Here is a 17,703-nt window from a genome sequence, read left to right as displayed (position 1 = left end):
GCGGGCTTGCCCCTGCGATCGGGGCGTCACAACTTCTCCAGGCACCCCGCCAGATCATTCCCCAGCGTCTCCAGCAACTGCTCGTAGCCCTGGGCACTGGCCGGCGCCGTACCACCCAGCGCGTCCAGCTCCGCCAGGGTCACCGGCAGCCCCGCCGTCAGCGTCTCAGCCAAACGTGGGCGCAGTGGCGGCTCGCTGAACACACAGGTCTTGCCCACTTCCTGCAGGCGCTTGCGCATCGCCGCCACGTGTTGGGCACCCGGCTGCACTTCGGCGGCCACGCTGAACACCCCGGTGTGTTTCAGACCATAGGCCGACTCGAAGTAGTCAAATGCCTCGTGAAAAACGAAGAACGGTTTGCCGCTGACACCGCTCAAGCGCTTTTTCAGGCGCCCGTCCAGCGCATCCAGACGCTCGCCGAAGGCCTTGAGGTTGCTCTGGTAGCGCGCGGCATTGGCCGGATCGGCAGTGCTGAGGTCTGCGGCGATCCTGGCGGCGATCACCCGGGCGTTGACCGATGACAGCCAGAGGTGGGCATCGAGACTGCCGGGGCGGTGATCATGGTCATGATCGTCGCCATCTTCGTCATGGGAGTGGCTATCTTCGCCAAAATGGCGCAGGTGCAGGCCGGGCAGTTCCTGCACGGCAACGCTTGGCTTGCTGCGGCCTTTGAGCACACGCGGCAGAAAGCCCTCCATGTCCGGGCCGATCCAGTACAGCAGGTCGACGTCGGCCACCCGCCGTACGTCGGAAGGACGCAGGGCGTAATGGTGCGGCGAGGCGCCTGGCGGCAGCAGCACTTCAGGCGTACCGACGCCGTCCTGAACCGCCGCAGCGATCTGTTGCAGGGGCTTGATGCTGGTCAGCACACGCACTTCGGCCTGTGCCTGGGCCATCACCAGAGTGGCGATAAAAGCGACAAAAAGGGCAAAAATTCGGGACACGATGACCACTCACAGGGGCTGAAACAGGTAACATAATAACGTCTCCAATCAGAACCGTCGCCGCTCATGCCTAAAACCCCGCTGGCCAACCGCCCCCACGACCACTCCCATTGCGTACACAGCGCCCTGGCCGAGGCCGATGCGCTGTGCGCACGCCAGGGTGTGCGCCTGACCGCTTTGCGCCGCCGCGTGCTGGAGCTGGTGTGGCAGAGCCACAAGCCGCTGGGCGCCTACGACATCCTCGCCGTGCTGAGCGAGCAGGACGGTCGCCGGGCCGCGCCGCCGACCGTATACCGCGCGCTGGATTTCCTCCTGGAAAACAGCCTGGTGCACCGCATTGCCTCGCTCAACGCCTTTATCGGCTGCAGCCACCCCGAGCACGCGCACCAGGGCCAGTTCCTGATTTGCCGCGAATGCCACGTGGCCATCGAGCTTGAGCAGCGCAGCATCAGCGACGCCATCGTCGCCAGCGCCAAAGACGTCGGCTTCAGCGTCGAAGCACAAACGGTCGAAGTGGTCGGCCTGTGCAGCAACTGCCGGAGCGCCTGATGAGCAATGCGCTGATTCGCCTCGAACAGGTGGGCGTGAGCTTCGCCGGCCAAGCGGTGCTCGACAGCATCGACCTGGCCGTGGAACCGGGGCAGATCGTCACCCTGATCGGCCCCAACGGCGCCGGCAAGACCACCTTGGTACGCGCCGTGCTCGGCCTGCTCAAGCCGCATACCGGTACGGTCTGGCGCAAGCCGCGGCTGCGCATCGGCTACATGCCGCAAAAGCTTCAGGTCGATGCCACCTTGCCGCTTTCGGTACTGCGCTTCTTGCGCCTGGTGCCCGGTGTTGATCGCGCCGCAGCGTTGTCGGCACTCATGGAAGTCGGCGCCGAAAAGGTCATCGACAGCCCGATCCAGGGGATTTCCGGCGGCGAGATGCAGCGCGTGCTGCTGGCCCGCGCACTGCTGCGCGAACCCGAGCTGCTGGTGCTCGATGAGCCGGTGCAGGGCGTCGACGTCGCCGGCCAGTCCGAGCTGTACAGCCTGATCACCCGTCTGCGCGACCGCCATGGCTGCGGCGTGCTGATGGTTTCCCACGACCTGCATCTGGTCATGAGCACCACCGACCAGGTGGTCTGCCTCAACCGTCATGTCTGCTGCTCCGGCCACCCCGAGCAGGTCAGCGGCGACCCGGCGTTCGTCGAGCTGTTCGGCAGCAACGCGCCGAGCCTGGCGATCTATCACCACCATCACGACCACGCCCACGACCTGCACGGCTCGGTGGTTGCCCCCGCCAAAGGCGGCCACGTTCATGGAGATCACTGCAAGCATGGCTGATTTTCTGCTTTACGCCCTGCTCGCAGGTTTGGCCCTGGCACTGGTCGCCGGCCCTCTGGGATCCTTCGTGGTCTGGCGGCGCATGGCCTATTTTGGCGACACCCTGTCCCACGCTGCGTTGCTCGGCGTCGCCCTGGGTTTCGTGCTGGATGTCAGCCCGGCGCTGGCGGTGACTGTTGGCTGCCTGTTGCTGGCGATCTTGCTGGTGACCTTGCAACAACGCCAGCCGCTGGCCTCCGACACTCTGCTGGGGATTCTGGCACCGAGCACGCTTTCACTTGGCTTGGTGGTGCTGAGCTTCATGCACGATGTGCGCATCGACCTGATGGCCTACCTGTTCGGCGACCTGCTGGCGATCAGCCCGGGGGATCTGGCCTGGATTCTCGGCGGCAGCGCTGCGGTGCTGCTGTTGCTGGTGGTGCTGTGGCGCCCGCTATTGGCAGTCACCGTGCACGAAGAACTGGCCATGGTCGAAGGCTTGCCGGTCGCCGCGCTGCGCCTGGCGCTGATGCTGCTGATCGCGGTGGTGATTGCCGTGGCGATGAAGATCGTCGGCGTCCTGCTGATTACCTCGCTATTGATCATTCCCGCCGCTGCGGCGCAACGTCACGCCCGCTCACCGGAACAAATGGCCCTGGGCGCCAGCCTGCTGGGGGTTACCGCGGTGTGCGGCGGCCTGGCGTTGTCGTGGTTCAAGGACACGCCGGCCGGGCCGTCCATCGTGGTCTGCGCCGCAGTGCTATTCTTGCTGAGCCTGGCACTGCCCCGGCGCTGAAGACGTGGGGTGCGGCCAAAGCGGTTGCACCCTGCGACATTTAAAAACGCGCGGGGTCCTGAAGAGTTATTTTCGAGTCTGCGGACTGGGTGTAGACTTGCTCGCTTTTTGCGCAAATAGAGAGTCGCAGGAATGAAGCCGTTCGCCTCCCGTTATCTGCTCCTTGCCGCGTTTTCACTGATCCTCGCCGCGTGCTCCAGCACCCCGGCCGACAACGCTGCCGTGCCTGCCCAGCCTGATGCCTGGCAGCAGTTGGAGCAAAGCATCGCCAGCAGCGAGCTGGCCACTGCCGAAGATCAACTCGCCACCCTGCAAAGCCAGGCGCCGAATGACAGCCGGATCGAGCAGTACCAGCGTCAATTGGCCGAAGCCTATCTGCAACGCAGCCAGATCGTCCTGCAAAAGGGCGATGTGAACGCGGCGGCCACCGCCCTGGCCCGCGCCCGTGCGCTGATGCCCAAGGCGCCGGCGCTGACGGGCGGCGTCAACGGTGCTATCGCCCAGGCGCGCAAGGCCGAGCTCGACAAAGCCGAGGCCGCCCTGAAAGCCGCCGAAGCCCGCCCTGCCGCCAAGCTGATCGACCCGACCGCGCCAAGCACCGTGGTTGCGTTGAAAACCACCAATATTCGCGAAATGCGCAAGCAACTCGATGACATCGCCAGTGATGTGATCAATTACCAGTGCGATGTGGTGTTCCAGGTGCCGCGCAAGCAGGACGCACCCTGGCTGCAAACCTTGCTGGGCAAACGCGTTAAAAAACTCGACGGTGATTTTGCCTTGCAGCAAAGCCACGAGATACACCGCAACCAACCTGCCCAGGCGGTGCTGATCCCACGCCGCCCATGACGAAACAGGGTGCCCTGATGGGCACCCTGTTTGTGCATCACGCCGGAATGGCTTTCGCCGCGGCCTCACGCTCCCACACCCGATGCTTGCTGATTGCCGTGATGAAGGCCTTGTAGGCTTTGTCATCATTGCCCAGCAGCAAACCACTGTCGGCCTTGAGCCCCAGCTTGTCGAGCACGGCTTGCGCCTCGCTGGCCAGGCCAATCGGCTTGAGGTGCTTGTAGGCTTCAAGCAGAAAGTGCAGCGCCACGCCGTCACCGGCCAGGGCCTGAAGCGAAGCCTTGCCGCCCGGCACCCAGGCCGCATCGAAGATCACCGACGGCATGCCTTCCATCGAGGCATCCACGGCCAGCGCCTTGCCCTGGGCGGTTTTTACCGGCGCCGAGCTCGGGCCAAGGATCTTGATCTGCGCGCTCTCGGCTTCCAGCGCCTTGACCAGGCTATCGACACTGTCGCCATCCACGCCATCAGCCACCAGCACTGCAACCTTGCGGCCCTTGATGCCTTCGCCGAGCAGGTTCATCTGGCTCAACGCCGGTGACTCCTTGAGGCTGGTTTGGGGCACATCCACCGTACCTTTCTTCGGCGCCGGCAGGCCAAGATTGGCAGCCACTCGCGCCGCCAGCTTGAGGTCGATGTTGGCAAGAATTTCATTGACCTCACGGGCGCGGATGAACTCCCGCTCAACTTTGCCCAGTTCGAAGCTGTAGGCGCTGATGATGTGCTCCTGCTCGGTCGGGCTCATGCTCTGGAAGAACAATCGCGCCTGGGAGAAATGGTCGGCGAACGAAGGGCTGCGCTGGCGCACCTTGTGCGCCTCGATGCGCTCCGGATACGACTCGAAACCACCATCGCTGGCTGCCGGCGCAGTCTCCTTGGGCCAGCCGCCGTCGATCGAGTTGGGCTCGTAAGAGGCACGGCCCTTGTCCAGCGTGGTGCGGTGCTGCGCATCGCGCTGGCCGTTGTGGTTAGGGGCCAGCGGACGGTTGATCGGAATCTCGTGAAAGTTCGGCCCGCCTAGCCGGCTGATTTGGGTATCGGTGTAGGAAAACAACCGGCCCTGCAGCAGCGGGTCGTTGGAGAAGTCGATGCCGGGGACAATATGCCCAGGGCAGAAGGCAACCTGTTCGGTTTCAGCAAAGAAATTGTCCGGGTTGCGGTTGAGCACCATCTTGCCCAGCGGCGTCACCGGTACCAGCTCTTCGGGGATGATCTTGGTCGGGTCGAGCAGGTCGAAGTCGAACTTGTGCTCGTCCTCTTCGGCAACGATCTGCACGCCAAACTCCCATTCCGGGTAATTACCGGTTTCGATCGCTTCCCACAGATCGCGGCGATGGTAATCGGTGTCTTTGCCCGCCAGCTTCTGCGCTTCGTCCCACAACAGCGAACACACGCCGGCCTTGGGCTTCCAGTGGAATTTGACGAAGCTGGATTTGCCCTCGGCATTGATCAGGCGAAAGGTATGCACGCCGAAGCCCTGCATGGTCCGCAGGCTTTTAGGAATGGCGCGGTCGGACATCGCCCAGATCACCATGTGCGCCGACTCCGGCACCAGCGAGACGAAGTCCCAGAAGGTGTCGTGGGCCGAGCCGCCGGTGGGCATTTCGTTGTGCGGCTCAGGTTTTACTGCATGGACGAAGTCGGGGAACTTGATCGCATCCTGGATGAAAAACACTGGCATGTTATTGCCGACCAGGTCGAAGTTGCCTTCGTCGGTGAAGAACTTCACGGCAAAACCGCGCACATCGCGCACGGTATCACCCGAGCCACGCGGGCCCTGAACGGTGGAAAAGCGCACGAACACCGGGGTGATTTTCTCCGGGTCCTGGAGAAAACCGGCCTTGGTCAGCGCGGCATGCGATTCATAGGCCTGGAAGTAGCCATGGGCCCCGGTACCGCGGGCATGGACGATGCGCTCGGGGATGCGCTCATGGTCAAAATGCGTGATCTTTTCACGCATGATGAAGTCTTCCAGCAGCGACGGGCCACGGTCACCGGCTTTCAGGGTGTTCTGGTTGTCGGCAACCTTGACCCCCTGGTTGGTGCGCAGCGCCTGGCCAGTGGCGTCACGGCGAAATGTTTCCAGGCTTTGCAGCTTGGCGTTGGTATTGGCGCGGTCCGGGGTCTGGGTACCGGCGAGTTGGCTTTCCTTGGGTGGGTTCTTCTTGCTGGGCATCAGTGTGCTCTCCTCACTCAATCAGTCCTACGGTTCGACCCCACGGCGGGCCCTATTCAGTAGTGACTGATGGCCCCTGCAGGCGTTCCTTCGGATTGACCACTGATCGCGTTATTCCAGTAGCATTGGTCAATTGCGAAATAAATGCTAAGAACCTCTATACGAACAGGCTAAAATGCGCGCCCGGCTAACCGCTGACCCCATTCCCATGCGCCCCACAAGGTTCGCTACGTGATCGAGTTTCAAAATGTTCATAAAACCTACCGCGTAGCCGGTAGGGATATCCCCGCACTGCACCCGACCAACCTGAGCGTCGAAGACGGCCAGGTGTTCGGGCTGATCGGCCATTCCGGCGCCGGTAAAAGTACCCTGCTGCGCCTGATCAACCGCCTTGAAGCGCCAAGCGGCGGCAAGATCATCGTCGACGGCGAAGACGTCACTGGGTTCAACGCCAACGATCTTCGTCGATTCCGCCAGCAAGTCGGGATGATCTTCCAGCACTTCAACCTGCTGGCCTCCAAGACCGTTGCCGATAACGTAGCCTTGCCGCTGACCCTGGCCGGCGAGCTGTCACGCAAGGAAATCGACACCCGCGTCAACGAGTTGCTGGCCCGCGTCGGCCTGGCCGATCACGCGAAAAAATACCCGGCACAGCTTTCCGGCGGCCAGAAGCAGCGCGTCGGCATCGCCCGCGCCCTGGCCACCAAGCCGAAGATCCTGCTGTGTGACGAAGCCACCAGCGCCCTCGACCCGCAGACCACCGCCTCGGTGTTGCAACTGCTGGCCGAGATCAACCGCGAACTGAAGCTGACCATCGTGCTGATCACCCACGAAATGGACGTGATCCGCCGGGTCTGCGACCGCGTGGCGGTGATGGATGCCGGGCAGATTGTCGAGCACGGCCCGGTGGCCGATGTGTTCCTGCACCCGCAGCACCCGACCACCAAGCGCTTCGTCCAGGAAGACGAGCAGATCGACGAAAACGAACAGCGCGACGACTTCGCCCATGTGCCAGGACGCATCGTGCGCCTGACCTTCCAGGGCGATTCGACCTACGCGCCGCTGCTGGGCACCGTCGCCCGGGAAACCGGTGTGGACTACAGCATCCTCGCTGGCCGCATCGATCGCATCAAGGACACCCCGTATGGGCAGCTGACCCTGGCCGTCACTGGCGGCGACATGGAAGCGGCGTTCGCCCGCTTCACTGCGGCTGATGTTCATATGGAGGTACTGCGTTGATGGACGCCTTGAGTTTCTTTGCCAATGTCGACTGGGCCGAAATCTGGCTGGCTACCATCGACACCATGATCATGCTGTTCGGCTCGCTGTTCTTCACCGTGCTGCTCGGCCTGCCGCTGGGCGTGTTGCTGTTTCTTTGCGGCCCGCGCCAGCTGTTCGAGCAGAAGGGCGTGTACGCGCTGCTGTCGCTGGTGGTAAACGTCCTGCGCTCGCTGCCGTTCATCATCCTGCTGATCGTGATGATTCCGTTCACCGTGCTGATCACCGGCACCTCGCTGGGCGTCGCCGGGGCCATCCCGCCCCTGGTGGTCGGAGCCACGCCGTTCTTCGCGCGCCTGGTGGAAACCGCGCTGCGTGAAGTCGACCGCGGCATCATCGAAGCCACCCAGTCGATGGGCGCCACCACTCGCCAGATCATCACCAATGCCTTGCTGCCCGAGGCCCGTCCGGGCATCTTCGCGGCCATTACCGTCACGGCCATTACCCTGGTGTCGTACACCGCGATGGCCGGTGTGGTGGGCGCTGGCGGCCTCGGTGACCTGGCGATCCGCTTCGGTTACCAACGTTTCCAGACCGACGTGATGGTGGTCACCGTGGTCCTGCTGCTGGTACTGGTTCAAGTCCTGCAGAGCGTGGGCGACAAACTGGTTGTGCATTTTTCCCGTAAGTAACCCCATGGGTCGGCACTGCCGACGCACCGGGGGCCGGACTGGCCCTCACAAGGAGTGATTTGATGAAAAAGCTGCTTGCTGTTGTCGCCGCCGTCGCGGCCTTCTCGGCCCAGGCCGAGACCCTGACCGTCGCCGCCACCCCGGTGCCGCACGCCGAGATCCTCGAGTTCGTCAAACCGGCCCTGGCCAAAGAAGGCGTGGACTTGAAGGTGAAGGTGTTCACCGACTACATCCAGCCGAACGTGCAAGTGGCCGAGAAGCGCCTGGACGCCAACTTCTTCCAGCACCAGCCGTACCTGGATGAGTTCAACAAGGCCAAGGGCACCCATCTGGTCAGCGTTGCCGGCGTGCACCTGGAGCCACTGGGCGCCTACTCGAGCAAGTACAAGAAGCTCGACGAGCTGCCGTCGACCGCTACCGTGGTCATCCCCAACGACGCCACCAACGGCGGTCGCGCCTTGCTGCTGCTGGACAAGGCCGGTGTGATCAAGCTCAAAGACAACAGCAACATCCTCTCGAGCGTCAAAGACATCGTTGAGAACCCTAAGAACCTGAAGTTCCGTGAACTGGAAGCGGCAACCATCCCGCGGGTACTGACCCAGGTCGACCTGGCGCTGATCAACACCAACTACGCGCTGGAAGCCAAGCTCAACCCTGAGAAGGACGCACTGGTCATCGAAGGCAGCGATTCGCCTTACGTGAACATCCTTGTTGCCCGCCCGGACAACAAGGACTCGGAAGACATGAAGAAGCTGGCGGCTGCGCTGCACTCGCCTGAGGTGAAGAAGTTCATCGAAGAGAAGTACAAGGGCGCGGTCAAGCCGGCGTTCTGATTCAAACACCTATCGCGGGTCAAGCCAACTCTCACAGGTCAGGTGATCTCTGTGGGAGCGGGCTTGACCCGCGATGCTTTTAGTCGCGCTTAACCAGCCCAGGCAACTGCGCAACCAGCTTCTGGTTGTTGAACGGCGCGCGGATAAACCCGCGCTGCTTGCCGTCCGGCCCCAGCAGCGCCAGGTTGCCGCTGTGATCGACCGTGTAGTTCGGCTTGCTGGTATCGGCCGGAATGAACGGAATGCTCACCGCATTGGCCAGCTTCTGGATGTTTTCCAGCGAGCCGGTCACCCCGCGAAAATCCTTGTCGAAATAACCCAGGTACTGCTTCAGCTGTGCCGGGGTGTCGCGGTTCGGGTCGACGCTGACCAACACCACCTGCAAACGGTCTACCGCTTCCTTGGGCAGCTCGCTTTTCACCTGGCGCAGCTGGGCGAGGGTGGTCGGGCAGATGTCCGGGCAGAAGGTGTAGCCGAAGAACAGCAGCGACCACTTGCCCTTGAGCTCGTCCATCACCACAGGCTGGCCCTGTTCGTCGGTCATTTGCACGGCAGGCACGGTGCGGCTCTGCGGCAGCAGGATGATGCCGGCATCGATCAGCTCGGTCGGGTTGCCTTCGCTGCGGCCATTGAGCACCTTGTTGACGGTAAGCCCGAGGATCACGGCGACCAGGGCAACGAGAATAAAGACGGTTTTCTGGGTTCGAGTCATAGGTTCAACAGTAGGTAGTGGTCAACAAGCAGCGCGATGAACAGCAGCAACAGGTACCAGATAGAGTACTTGAAGGTCTTGATCGCCGCGTGCGGCCGACTGCCACGGTACAACACCCAGGCCCACTGCAGGAAGCGCCCGCCCAGGGCCAGGGCACAGGCCAGGTACAACGGCCCGCTCATGTGGATGGCGTAGGGCAACAGGCTGACCGCCAGCAACACCAGGGTGTACAGGAGGATATGCACCTTGGTGTAGTGCTCGCCGTGGGTCACCGGCAGCATCGGAATATCAGCCTTGGCGTACTCTTGCTTGCGGTGAATGGCCAGGGCCCAGAAGTGCGGCGGGGTCCAGGCGAAGATGATCAGCACCAGCAGCAATGGCTCGGCGCTGATGTGCCCGCTGATCGCCACCCAGCCCAGCAACGGCGGCGCAGCGCCGGCCAGGCCGCCGATAACGATGTTCTGCGGCGTGGCGCGCTTGAGAAAGCCGGTGTAGATCACCGCGTAGCCGAGCAGCGAGGCCAGGGTCAGCCAGGCGGTCAGGGCGTTGGTGAACACCAGCAGCAATGCCATGCCCAGGGTCGCCAGCAGCAGGGCGAAGGTCAGCGCCGCCGCCGGTGCCACGCGGCCCTCGGCAATCGGGCGTTTATGGGTACGCGCCATCAAGGCATCGATGCGCCGGTCGACCACATGGTTGACCACTGCCGCACCACCGGCGCAACAGGCAATGCCCAGGTTGCCGAACAGCAGGATGGTCCACGGCACCCCGGCACGGGTGGCGAGGAACATGCCGACCAGCGAGGTGATCAGCATCAGCACCACCACCTTGGGTTTGGTCAGCTCGAGGTAATCGCGCCAGCCTGCCTGCAGCCTGCGCTCGCTCAGAAGCGTCGCCATGAATTATCTCCCAGATAATGAACGACTCCGCCGCTCGCCAGCGGGGTCAGGCGCCAGCCCTGGCTGACCCGGCGGACCTTGGCCTGGGCAACCAGGCGAATGCGGTAATTGACCAGCACCATGCTCAGCAACAGCAGCGCGCCACCGGCGTTATGGGCCACGGCCACGGCCAGCGGCAGATGGAACAACACGTTGCTGATGCCCAGGCTCACCTGCAGCGCCAGCGCCGCCAATACCAACCCGGCCAGCCGGCTCAAACCATGACGGTGCAGCTTCCAGCTCAAGACCAGCATGACCGCCGTCACCAGCAAAGCGCCCAGGCGGTGACTCATATGGATCGCCGTGCGCGCGTCACTGTCGAGCTGGCCACCGAGGTAATTGGGGCCGATATGCTGGGTCAGGTGGAAGCCGTTGGCGAAGTCTGCCTGCGGCCACCACTGGCCATGGCAGGTCGGCAGGTCGATGCAGGCCACTGCCGCGTAGTTGGCGCTGACCCAACCGCCCAGGGCGATCTGGCCGATCACCACCAGCAAGCCCAGCGCCGCCACCCGGCGCACGCTCAAAGGCAGCTTGGGCAACGGCGCAAAGGCCCGTGACAGGCGCAGGCTGAGCAAAAACAACAGGCTCAAGGTGGCAAAACCGCCCAATAGATGTGCCGTGACCACCTGCGGCCACAGCTTGAGCGTCACCGTCCACATGCCGAAAGCCGCCTGGGCGAACACCACGCCAAGCAACAACAGCGGCAGGCGATAGGGCTGGCCGTCGCGGCCATGGCGGCGCCAGGCCTGCAGGGCGAGCAGGGTGATCACCAGGGCCAGGGTGCCAGCAAAGTAGCGATGGACCATTTCGTTGCGGCCTTTGTGCGCTTCCACCGGAGTGTCGGGAAAGTGCAGCTCGGCGTGGGCCAGCTGTGCTTCAGTCTTGGGCACGCTGATAAAGCCGTAGCAGCCGGGCCAGTCAGGGCAGCCCAGGCCGGCATGGGTCAGACGGGTGTAGGCACCGAGCAACACGACAACCAGTGCCAGCAGGGTGGCGAAGACAGCGAGGCGAAATCCAGGTCTGGCCATGGCAATGTCCTACCCGATATTGGACAGCTTCAGCAGGTGGCGCAGGTCATTGAGCAAGTCCTTGCCCTTGACCCTGGCGTCGTAGCGCAGCACCAGGTTGCCGTGCGGGTCGACGATCCACAGCTGGGCATCCTGTTTGCCCTGGCTGAGCGCGCCATAGCGCGACAGGTCCAGGGGGTAGCGTTGCAGTTGCGGGTACTCGCGCTCGAGCTTGGCCTGGTAGTCCGCCGTCAGTGGCTGGGCGGTGGCCAGGGCATGGCTGGCACGGCTGGCATCGCGGCCCAGGCCGATCTGGATCTGCCGGGCCAGGTACACCAACTGTTGGCAGTCCAGCCCGCACTCTTTGGGCGTGCTCACCAGCAGTTGCCAGCGTCCTTCCTCAGCGCTGACGCCGAGGTCGGCGAGGGTCTGGCCGTTGCCAATCATTTCGCCGTGGTAGCTGCGGCTGTCGGGCACCCAGAATTTGAGTTTGTACATGCTGGTGGCGAGAATCATCGGGCCGAGGACCACCAGCAGGATCAGCAGCAGTTGCAGGCGCCCACGCGCACGATTGCGCGGTTGCCTGCCCTCAGACATGTTGAGTGGACTTGTGGCGGCTCCCATGCTGTTTCTCCTTGTTGTTATGCCAGCCGAAGTAGAGGTAGAGCAGCACCAGGGCCAACGCCAGGGCAAACCACTGCACGGCGTAACCCAGGTGTTTTTCCGGGCCCAAGGCGACCACCGGCCAGTCCAGCCGGTAGCTGGCCGGGCCTGGTTCCAGGCGTAACTCATGGGCAAAACCTTCGCGGCCCAGTTGCGGCCACAGTGCACCGGCGTCAATCGCCGTGATCAGCCGCGGCCAGCTGCCGCCTTGCGGGTCGGCATGCAGCTGGAAGGTGGTGCCCGGAGCGACATACACCGAGGCGTCCAAGCTCAAGGCTTGCTCCGGTGTGCTGAACTGCACCGGGATGCGCCGGTCCGGCCACGGCAGCCAGCCGCGATTGATCAACAGCCACAGGCCGCTGGCCTGGTCGAGAAAGGGTTGCAGCAGCTCGACGCCGACCTGGCCATCGCGCATGCGGTTATCCAGTAACAAGCTGTGCTGGCTATCGAACTGGCCGTAAAGGTGCACCCGGCGATAGGCCGGATCGGCGATCTGCAGCAACTGCGTACTGCCCACCGTGTCGCCGGCACTGCGTTCGGCATACACCTGCAGCAACTGGCGCTTCTGTTCGGCGCGTGCCAGCTGCCAGCAGCCCAGTGCGATCAACCCCGGCAGCAGCAGGAGCACCACCAGGGTCGGCACGATGCCGGGGCGAAAGCGCTTCACCGGGCCCTCGAAAGGTCAGTCGCTATACTTATACTCATCACTGCATCCCCCCGGAGTTTCGCCATGCTCAAAGCCGCGATTGTCCTGATGCTGTTGGCGACCATCGCCAGCCTGTTCAGCGGCCTGTTCTTTCTGGTCAAGGACGACGGACAGTCGACTCGCCTGCTCAAAGCCCTGACTATTCGTGTCACCCTGGCCGCCTTGACCCTGGCCCTGGTGACCTGGGGTTTCTACAGCGGCCAGTTGGTTTCCCACGCGCCGTTCTGAACCCGGCTACAGCACGTAAACGAAGATAAACAGCCCCACCCAGACCACATCGACGAAGTGCCAGTACCAGCTGGCCGCCTCGAAACCGAAGTGTTTGTCGGCGTTGAAATGCCCGCGCAGGATGCGCACCAGCATCACGATCAGAATCAGGGTGCCCATGGTCACGTGGGCCCCGTGGAACCCGGTGAGCATGAAGAAGGTTGCGCCATAGATACCCGAACCCAGGGTCAGCCCCAGTTCGGTATAGGCTTCGTGATACTCGTAGGCCTGCAGCACCAGGAACGACAAGCCAAGGAGGATGGTCAGCGCCAGCCAGGCCTTCAGTGGCCCGCGATGGTTCTTGCGCAAGGCATGGTGGGCGATGGTGATGGTGACACTGGAGCTGACCAGCAAAATGGTGTTGATCAGCGGCAAGTGCCAGGGGTCGATGATGTCTTTGGGCGGCGGAAACAGTTTCGGGTCTGGCGTGTGCAGTAGCGGCCAGGAGAACTCGAAGTTCGGCCACAGCATGTGCGCCACGCCCTTGGCGCCATCGCCCCCAAGCCAGGGCCCGGCCAGGTTGCGCACGTAGAACAGCGCGCCAAAGAAGGCGATGAAAAACATCACCTCGGAAAAGATGAACCACGACATGCCCCAGCGGAACGAGCGGTCCAGCTGCGGGCTGTAGAGCCCGGCGCGGCTTTCCTTGACCACCGCGCCGAACCAGCCGAACAACATGTAGGCCAGGCACAGGGCGCCGAAGAAAAAGATCCACGGCCCGTGGGACTCCGGCCGCCCGGCCTTGAGGTCGTTGAACCAGGTGCCGAGGCCGAACACAGTGATGAACATGCCGACCGTGGCAATGATCGGCCACTTGCTTTGCGCCGGTACGTAATAGTGCTCATGGGAAGCCATCGTGGTGTTCTCCTTATCGGGCGCCCTGTGCAACCGGGTCCGCCAGGTGTGCGACCGGCGGGTGGCGAGCGGTGATATCGAACAGCGTGTAAGCCAGCGTCAGGTGTTTCACATCCTTGGGCAGGTCGCGGTCGACGATGAAACGCACCGGCATTTCGATGCGCTCCCCCGGCTGCAGCACCTGCTGGGTAAAGCAGAAGCATTCGGTCTTGTGGAAATACGCCGCCGCCTCGGCCGGGGTAATGCTGGGGATGGCCTGGGCGCTCATGGGTTTGTCGGTCGGGTTGCGAGCGATGAACACCATCTGGTTGACCGCCCCCGGGTTGACGTCGATCTGGTCGGCGGTGGAATAGAAGTCCCAGACCATGTCGCTGGCGTTGGTCGACATGAACTGCACCTTCACCGTGCGGTTCAGGTCGCTGACCTGGGTGCCTTCGTACTGGCCGCCGGTCTTGCCGTTGATGCCGAACGCCTTGCACATCACGTCGTAGATCGGCACCAGGGCAAAACCGAAGGCGAACATCACCACGGTCAGCAGCATCAGCCGCCACACCAGGCGCTTGAGCGAGGTCCCTTCACTCATGGCTGCATCCTCAGGCCGAAGCGGTTCATTTCACTTCCGGTGGAGTCTGGAAGGTGTGGTAAGGCGCCGGTGACGGCACCGACCATTCCAGCCCTTCGGCGCCATCCCAGGGTTTGGCCGGCGCCGGAGCGCCGCCGCGAATGCACTTGATGACGATGAACAGGAAGAAGATCTGCGTGGCGCCGAAGGTGAAGGCGCCAATCGAGGAGATCATGTTGAAGTCGGCGAACTGCAGGTTGTAGTCGGGGATCCTGCGCGGCATGCCGGCCAGGCCGACGAAGTGCATGGGGAAGAAGGCCATGTTCATGCCGATGAACGACAACCAGAAGTGCAGCTTGCCCAGGGTTTCGTCGTACATGTGCCCGGTCCACTTCGGCAGCCAGTAGTAGGCCGAGGCGAAGATGCCGAAGATCGCCCCGGGCACCAGCACGTAGTGGAAGTGAGCCACCACGAAGTAGGTGTCGTGGTACTGGAAGTCCGCCGGAGCAATCGCCAGCATCAATCCGGAGAAGCCGCCGATGGTGAAGAGAATGACGAAGGCGATGGCGAACAGCATCGGGGTCTCGAAGGTCAGCGAGCCTTCCCACATGGTGCTCACCCAGTTGAACACCTTCACCCCGGTGGGCACCGCGATCAGCATGGTCGCGTACATGAAGAACAGCTCGCCGACCACCGGAATGCCGACCACGAACATGTGGTGGGCCCAGACGATAAACGACAGGAAGGCAATCGCGCCGGTGGCATAGACCATCGAGGTGTAGCCGAACAGCGGCTTGCGCGAGAACGCCGGGATGATCGAGCTGACCGCGCCGAAGGCCGGCAGGATCATGATGTACACCTCGGGGTGGCCGAAGAACCAGAACACATGCTGGAACAATACCGGGTCACCACCGCCGGCAGCGCTGAAGAAGCTGGTGCCAAAGTGGATGTCCATCAGCATCATGGTCACCACCCCCGCCAGCACCGGCATCACCGCGATCAGCAGGAAGGCGGTGATCAGCCAGGTCCAGACGAACAGCGGCATCTTCATCAGGGTCATGCCCGGGGCACGCAGGTTGAGGATGGTGGCGATGACGTTGATCGCGCCCATGATCGAGCTGATGCCCATCAGGTGGATGGCGAAGATGAAGAAGGTCACGCTTTCCGGCGCGTAGGTGGTTGAGAGCGGGGCGTAGAAGGTCCAGCCGAAGTTCGGTCCGCCACCGGGCATGAACAGGGTCGAGACCAGCAGCAGGAACGCGGCCGGCAACAGCCAGAAGCTGAAGTTGTTCATGCGTGGCAGGGCCATGTCCGGCGCGCCGATCATCAGCGGGATCATCCAGTTGGCGAGGCCGACGAAAGCCGGCATCACCGCACCGAAGACCATCACCAGGCCGTGCATGGTGGTCATCTGGTTGAAGAACTCCGGCTGGACGATCTGCAGCCCGGGCTGGAACAGCTCGGCGCGGATGACCATGGCGAACGAGCCGCCGAGCAGGAACATCATGAAACTGAACCACAGGTACATGGTGCCGATGTCTTTGTGGTTGGTCGTCAGCACCCAGCGCATCAGGCCCTTGGCCGGTCCGTGGGCGTGCTCATGACCGTGGCTGTGGTCGTCGATCACTGCGCTCATGTCCTGTCTCCTGCAGTCCGGTGGCGGGGGCGCGGATAGGCATCAACCCGGCTCATTTGCTTTCTGCCTGTTTGATCGCCAGCACGTCTTTTGGCGTGACCATATCGCCCTTGTTGTTGCCCCAGGCGTTGCGTTCGTAGGTCACTACGGCGGCGATATCGACTTCCGAGAGCTGCTTGCCGAAGGCGGCCATGGCCGTGCCCGGCTTGCCGTGGAAGACCAGGCTCAGGTGATCTTCCTTGGGTCCGGTGGCAATTTTCGAGCCCTTGAGCGCCGGGAACATCGGCGGCAGGCCCTGACCTTCGGCCTGGTGACAGGCCACGCAGGTGGTGTGGTAAACCTTGTCGCCGCGCTCGACCAGCTCTTGCAGGGTCCATTCCTTGCTGGTCAGCTCCTTGAGCTTGGCCGCCTCGGCCTTGCGCTCGCCGAGCCAGGTGTCGTAGTCGGCCTTGGACTTGACCTCGACCACCACCGGCATGAAGCCGTGGTCCTTGCCGCACAGCTCGGTGCACTGGCCGCGGTAGATGCCGGGCTTCTCGACCCGGGTCCAGGCTTCGTTGACGAAGCCTGGAATGGCATCGCGCTTGACCGCAAAGGCCGGCACCCACCAGGAATGGATAACGTCGGCGGCGGTGACCAGGAAGCGCACCTTGGCACCCACCGGCAGCACCAGCGGCTGGTCGACTTCGAGCAGGTAGTGCTCGTCCTTGGGCGCTTTGTTGTGGATTTGATCGGCGGGGGTGGCCAGGTTGCTGAAGAACTCGACATCCTGGCCCAGGTATTTGTAATGCCATTTCCACTGGTAGCCGGTGACCTGGATATCGACGTCCGACTCGCTGGCATCGTAGATATCGATCAGGGTCTTGGTCGCCGGAATGGCCATGGCCACCAGGATCAGGAACGGCACCACCGTCCACATGATCTCGACCCAGGTGTGCTCGTGAAAATGCGCGGGCTGCTGGCCGGTGGAACGACGGTGGATGATCATCGACCAGAACATTGCGCCAAAGACCACCAGGCCGATGATCACGCAAATCCAGAAAATGGTCATGTGCAGGTCGAACACTGCGTTGCTGACTTCAGTCGCCCCTGGCGCCATGTTCACGGTCCAGGCGGCGTGCGCCTGACCGAATACCGACCACAACAGGAGGCCCATCCAGACATGTGGATGTCGCATCATTGCGGGTTCCCCTTATCGTTCTTGTTATCCCGGAGGCGTGGACCTACGGCTAAGGGTACGGCGGCCAAGACTGCGAACTTCGACGACCGAGCCCCTGCGAACTGCAGTCGGGCCTCATCAGCGAATCACTTTCAAACCGGAGTATAGACAGCGACCCCGGCGCCGCAATGCGCACAGGGAAAACATCGGCAGAAGTTGAACGTTTGCGCGCAAAGCCGCTAATTACCTGGCTTGAGGCACAATGATGGCATTTAGATATAATTGGCGAATATTAAGTTGTTAATGGTTATGCCAAATGCGTCTTAGGCATTTTCAGAACCGAGCTACCTTATGTCTTCCGTTTGTCACGCCTTTACCCTGGAGTTGTC

At 62.7% G+C, this 17,703-nt stretch carries 19 protein-coding genes; 8 read left to right on the top strand and 11 right to left on the bottom strand.

Annotation, left to right across the window (positions count from 1 at the left end; translation table 11 throughout):
- Positions 1-26 precede the first annotated feature (26 nt).
- On the bottom strand, positions 27-944 hold the full coding sequence (locus LOY37_RS00355; RefSeq protein ID WP_045200771.1) for a zinc ABC transporter substrate-binding protein: 918 nt from the start codon (positions 942-944) through the stop codon (positions 27-29).
- 66 nt (positions 945-1,010) lie between these two features.
- Between LOY37_RS00355 and zur the strand changes: the two genes are divergently transcribed.
- The 4 genes from zur (at position 1,011) to LOY37_RS00335 (ending at position 3,893) form a co-directional block, all read left to right on the top strand.
- Complete coding sequence (zur, locus tag LOY37_RS00350) at positions 1,011-1,493, top strand: zinc uptake transcriptional repressor Zur (RefSeq protein WP_045200675.1); 483 nt, start codon at positions 1,011-1,013, stop codon at positions 1,491-1,493.
- Positions 1,493-2,272 carry a zinc ABC transporter ATP-binding protein ZnuC gene (gene znuC / locus LOY37_RS00345; protein WP_045200677.1) on the top strand — a complete coding sequence of 260 codons (780 nt, stop codon included), beginning with the start codon at positions 1,493-1,495 and terminating at the stop codon, positions 2,270-2,272. Before zur ends, znuC begins: the two co-directional genes overlap by 1 nt.
- Positions 2,265-3,047 carry a zinc ABC transporter permease subunit ZnuB gene (znuB, locus tag LOY37_RS00340; protein WP_038997827.1) on the top strand — a complete coding sequence of 261 codons (783 nt, stop codon included), beginning with the start codon at positions 2,265-2,267 and terminating at the stop codon, positions 3,045-3,047. Before znuC ends, znuB begins: the two co-directional genes overlap by 8 nt.
- Positions 3,048-3,179: 132 nt before the next feature.
- A complete protein-coding gene (locus LOY37_RS00335; protein ID WP_045200680.1) occupies positions 3,180-3,893 on the top strand; it encodes a PA5502 family lipoprotein in 714 nt (237 codons plus the stop codon).
- 37 nt (positions 3,894-3,930) lie between these two features.
- Here the strand turns inward: LOY37_RS00335 and katE are convergent, their stop codons facing one another.
- The gene (gene katE / locus LOY37_RS00330; protein WP_258716102.1) at positions 3,931-6,069 is read right to left on the bottom strand and encodes a catalase HPII; all 2,139 of its coding nucleotides are present in this window, start codon (positions 6,067-6,069) and stop codon (positions 3,931-3,933) included.
- 231 nt (positions 6,070-6,300) lie between these two features.
- Here katE and LOY37_RS00325 point away from each other — a divergent pair, with 231 nt between their 5' ends.
- The 3 genes from LOY37_RS00325 (at position 6,301) to LOY37_RS00315 (ending at position 8,812) form a co-directional block, all read left to right on the top strand.
- Positions 6,301-7,308, top strand: a complete 1,008-nt coding sequence (locus LOY37_RS00325; protein ID WP_045200684.1) for a methionine ABC transporter ATP-binding protein — start codon at positions 6,301-6,303, stop codon at positions 7,306-7,308.
- On the top strand, positions 7,308-7,979 hold the full coding sequence (locus LOY37_RS00320; protein WP_045200686.1) for a methionine ABC transporter permease: 672 nt from the start codon (positions 7,308-7,310) through the stop codon (positions 7,977-7,979). Before LOY37_RS00325 ends, LOY37_RS00320 begins: the two co-directional genes overlap by 1 nt.
- A gap of 62 nt (positions 7,980-8,041) precedes the next feature.
- Entirely contained in the window at positions 8,042-8,812 is a 771-nt protein-coding gene (locus LOY37_RS00315) for a MetQ/NlpA family ABC transporter substrate-binding protein (RefSeq protein ID WP_093377617.1), read from the top strand.
- A gap of 79 nt (positions 8,813-8,891) precedes the next feature.
- Here LOY37_RS00315 and LOY37_RS00310 read toward each other — a convergent pair whose 3' ends face one another.
- The 5 genes from LOY37_RS00310 to LOY37_RS00290 are packed head-to-tail and all read right to left on the bottom strand — an operon-like array spanning position 8,892 to position 12,796.
- The gene (locus LOY37_RS00310; protein ID WP_045200691.1) at positions 8,892-9,524 is read right to left on the bottom strand and encodes an SCO family protein; all 633 of its coding nucleotides are present in this window, start codon (positions 9,522-9,524) and stop codon (positions 8,892-8,894) included.
- Positions 9,521-10,420 carry a heme o synthase gene (gene cyoE / locus LOY37_RS00305; protein WP_195885379.1) on the bottom strand — a complete coding sequence of 300 codons (900 nt, stop codon included), beginning with the start codon at positions 10,418-10,420 and terminating at the stop codon, positions 9,521-9,523. Before cyoE ends, LOY37_RS00310 begins: the two co-directional genes overlap by 4 nt.
- Entirely contained in the window at positions 10,405-11,487 is a 1,083-nt protein-coding gene (locus tag LOY37_RS00300; protein WP_045200695.1) for a heme A synthase, read from the bottom strand. Before LOY37_RS00300 ends, cyoE begins: the two co-directional genes overlap by 16 nt.
- 9 nt (positions 11,488-11,496) lie before the next feature.
- A complete protein-coding gene (locus tag LOY37_RS00295; protein ID WP_093377627.1) occupies positions 11,497-12,090 on the bottom strand; it encodes a hypothetical protein in 594 nt (197 codons plus the stop codon).
- Entirely contained in the window at positions 12,056-12,796 is a 741-nt protein-coding gene (locus LOY37_RS00290; protein ID WP_258716101.1) for an SURF1 family protein, read from the bottom strand. Before LOY37_RS00290 ends, LOY37_RS00295 begins: the two co-directional genes overlap by 35 nt.
- A 63-nt stretch (positions 12,797-12,859) precedes the next feature.
- On the opposite strand from LOY37_RS00290, the gene LOY37_RS00285 reads away from it, so the two are divergent.
- Positions 12,860-13,063: a twin transmembrane helix small protein gene (locus tag LOY37_RS00285; protein WP_045200700.1), complete on the top strand. Its 204-nt coding sequence runs from the start codon at positions 12,860-12,862 to the stop codon at positions 13,061-13,063.
- Positions 13,064-13,069: 6 nt separating this feature from the next.
- On the opposite strand, the gene LOY37_RS00280 is transcribed toward LOY37_RS00285, so the two are convergent.
- From LOY37_RS00280 to coxB, 4 genes are read right to left on the bottom strand one after another with little or no spacing between them, the layout of a single operon-like run.
- Positions 13,070-13,957 (bottom strand): cytochrome c oxidase subunit 3, encoded by an 888-nt coding sequence (locus LOY37_RS00280; RefSeq protein ID WP_195885376.1) that lies wholly within the window; start codon positions 13,955-13,957, stop codon positions 13,070-13,072.
- Positions 13,958-13,970: 13 nt separating this feature from the next.
- Positions 13,971-14,540 carry a cytochrome c oxidase assembly protein gene (locus LOY37_RS00275; protein ID WP_038997842.1) on the bottom strand — a complete coding sequence of 190 codons (570 nt, stop codon included), beginning with the start codon at positions 14,538-14,540 and terminating at the stop codon, positions 13,971-13,973.
- Positions 14,541-14,565: 25 nt separating this feature from the next.
- Positions 14,566-16,155, bottom strand: a complete 1,590-nt coding sequence (ctaD, locus tag LOY37_RS00270; protein WP_045200704.1) for a cytochrome c oxidase subunit I — start codon at positions 16,153-16,155, stop codon at positions 14,566-14,568.
- A 52-nt stretch (positions 16,156-16,207) separates the two neighbouring features.
- Positions 16,208-17,335 carry a cytochrome c oxidase subunit II gene (coxB, locus tag LOY37_RS00265; protein WP_045200706.1) on the bottom strand — a complete coding sequence of 376 codons (1,128 nt, stop codon included), beginning with the start codon at positions 17,333-17,335 and terminating at the stop codon, positions 16,208-16,210.
- Positions 17,336-17,703 lie beyond the last annotated feature (368 nt).

This window comes from Pseudomonas sp. B21-012 (assembly GCF_024749305.1).
Classification (GTDB): domain Bacteria; phylum Pseudomonadota; class Gammaproteobacteria; order Pseudomonadales; family Pseudomonadaceae; genus Aquipseudomonas.
This window is presented reverse-complemented; position numbering and strand designations above follow the sequence as displayed.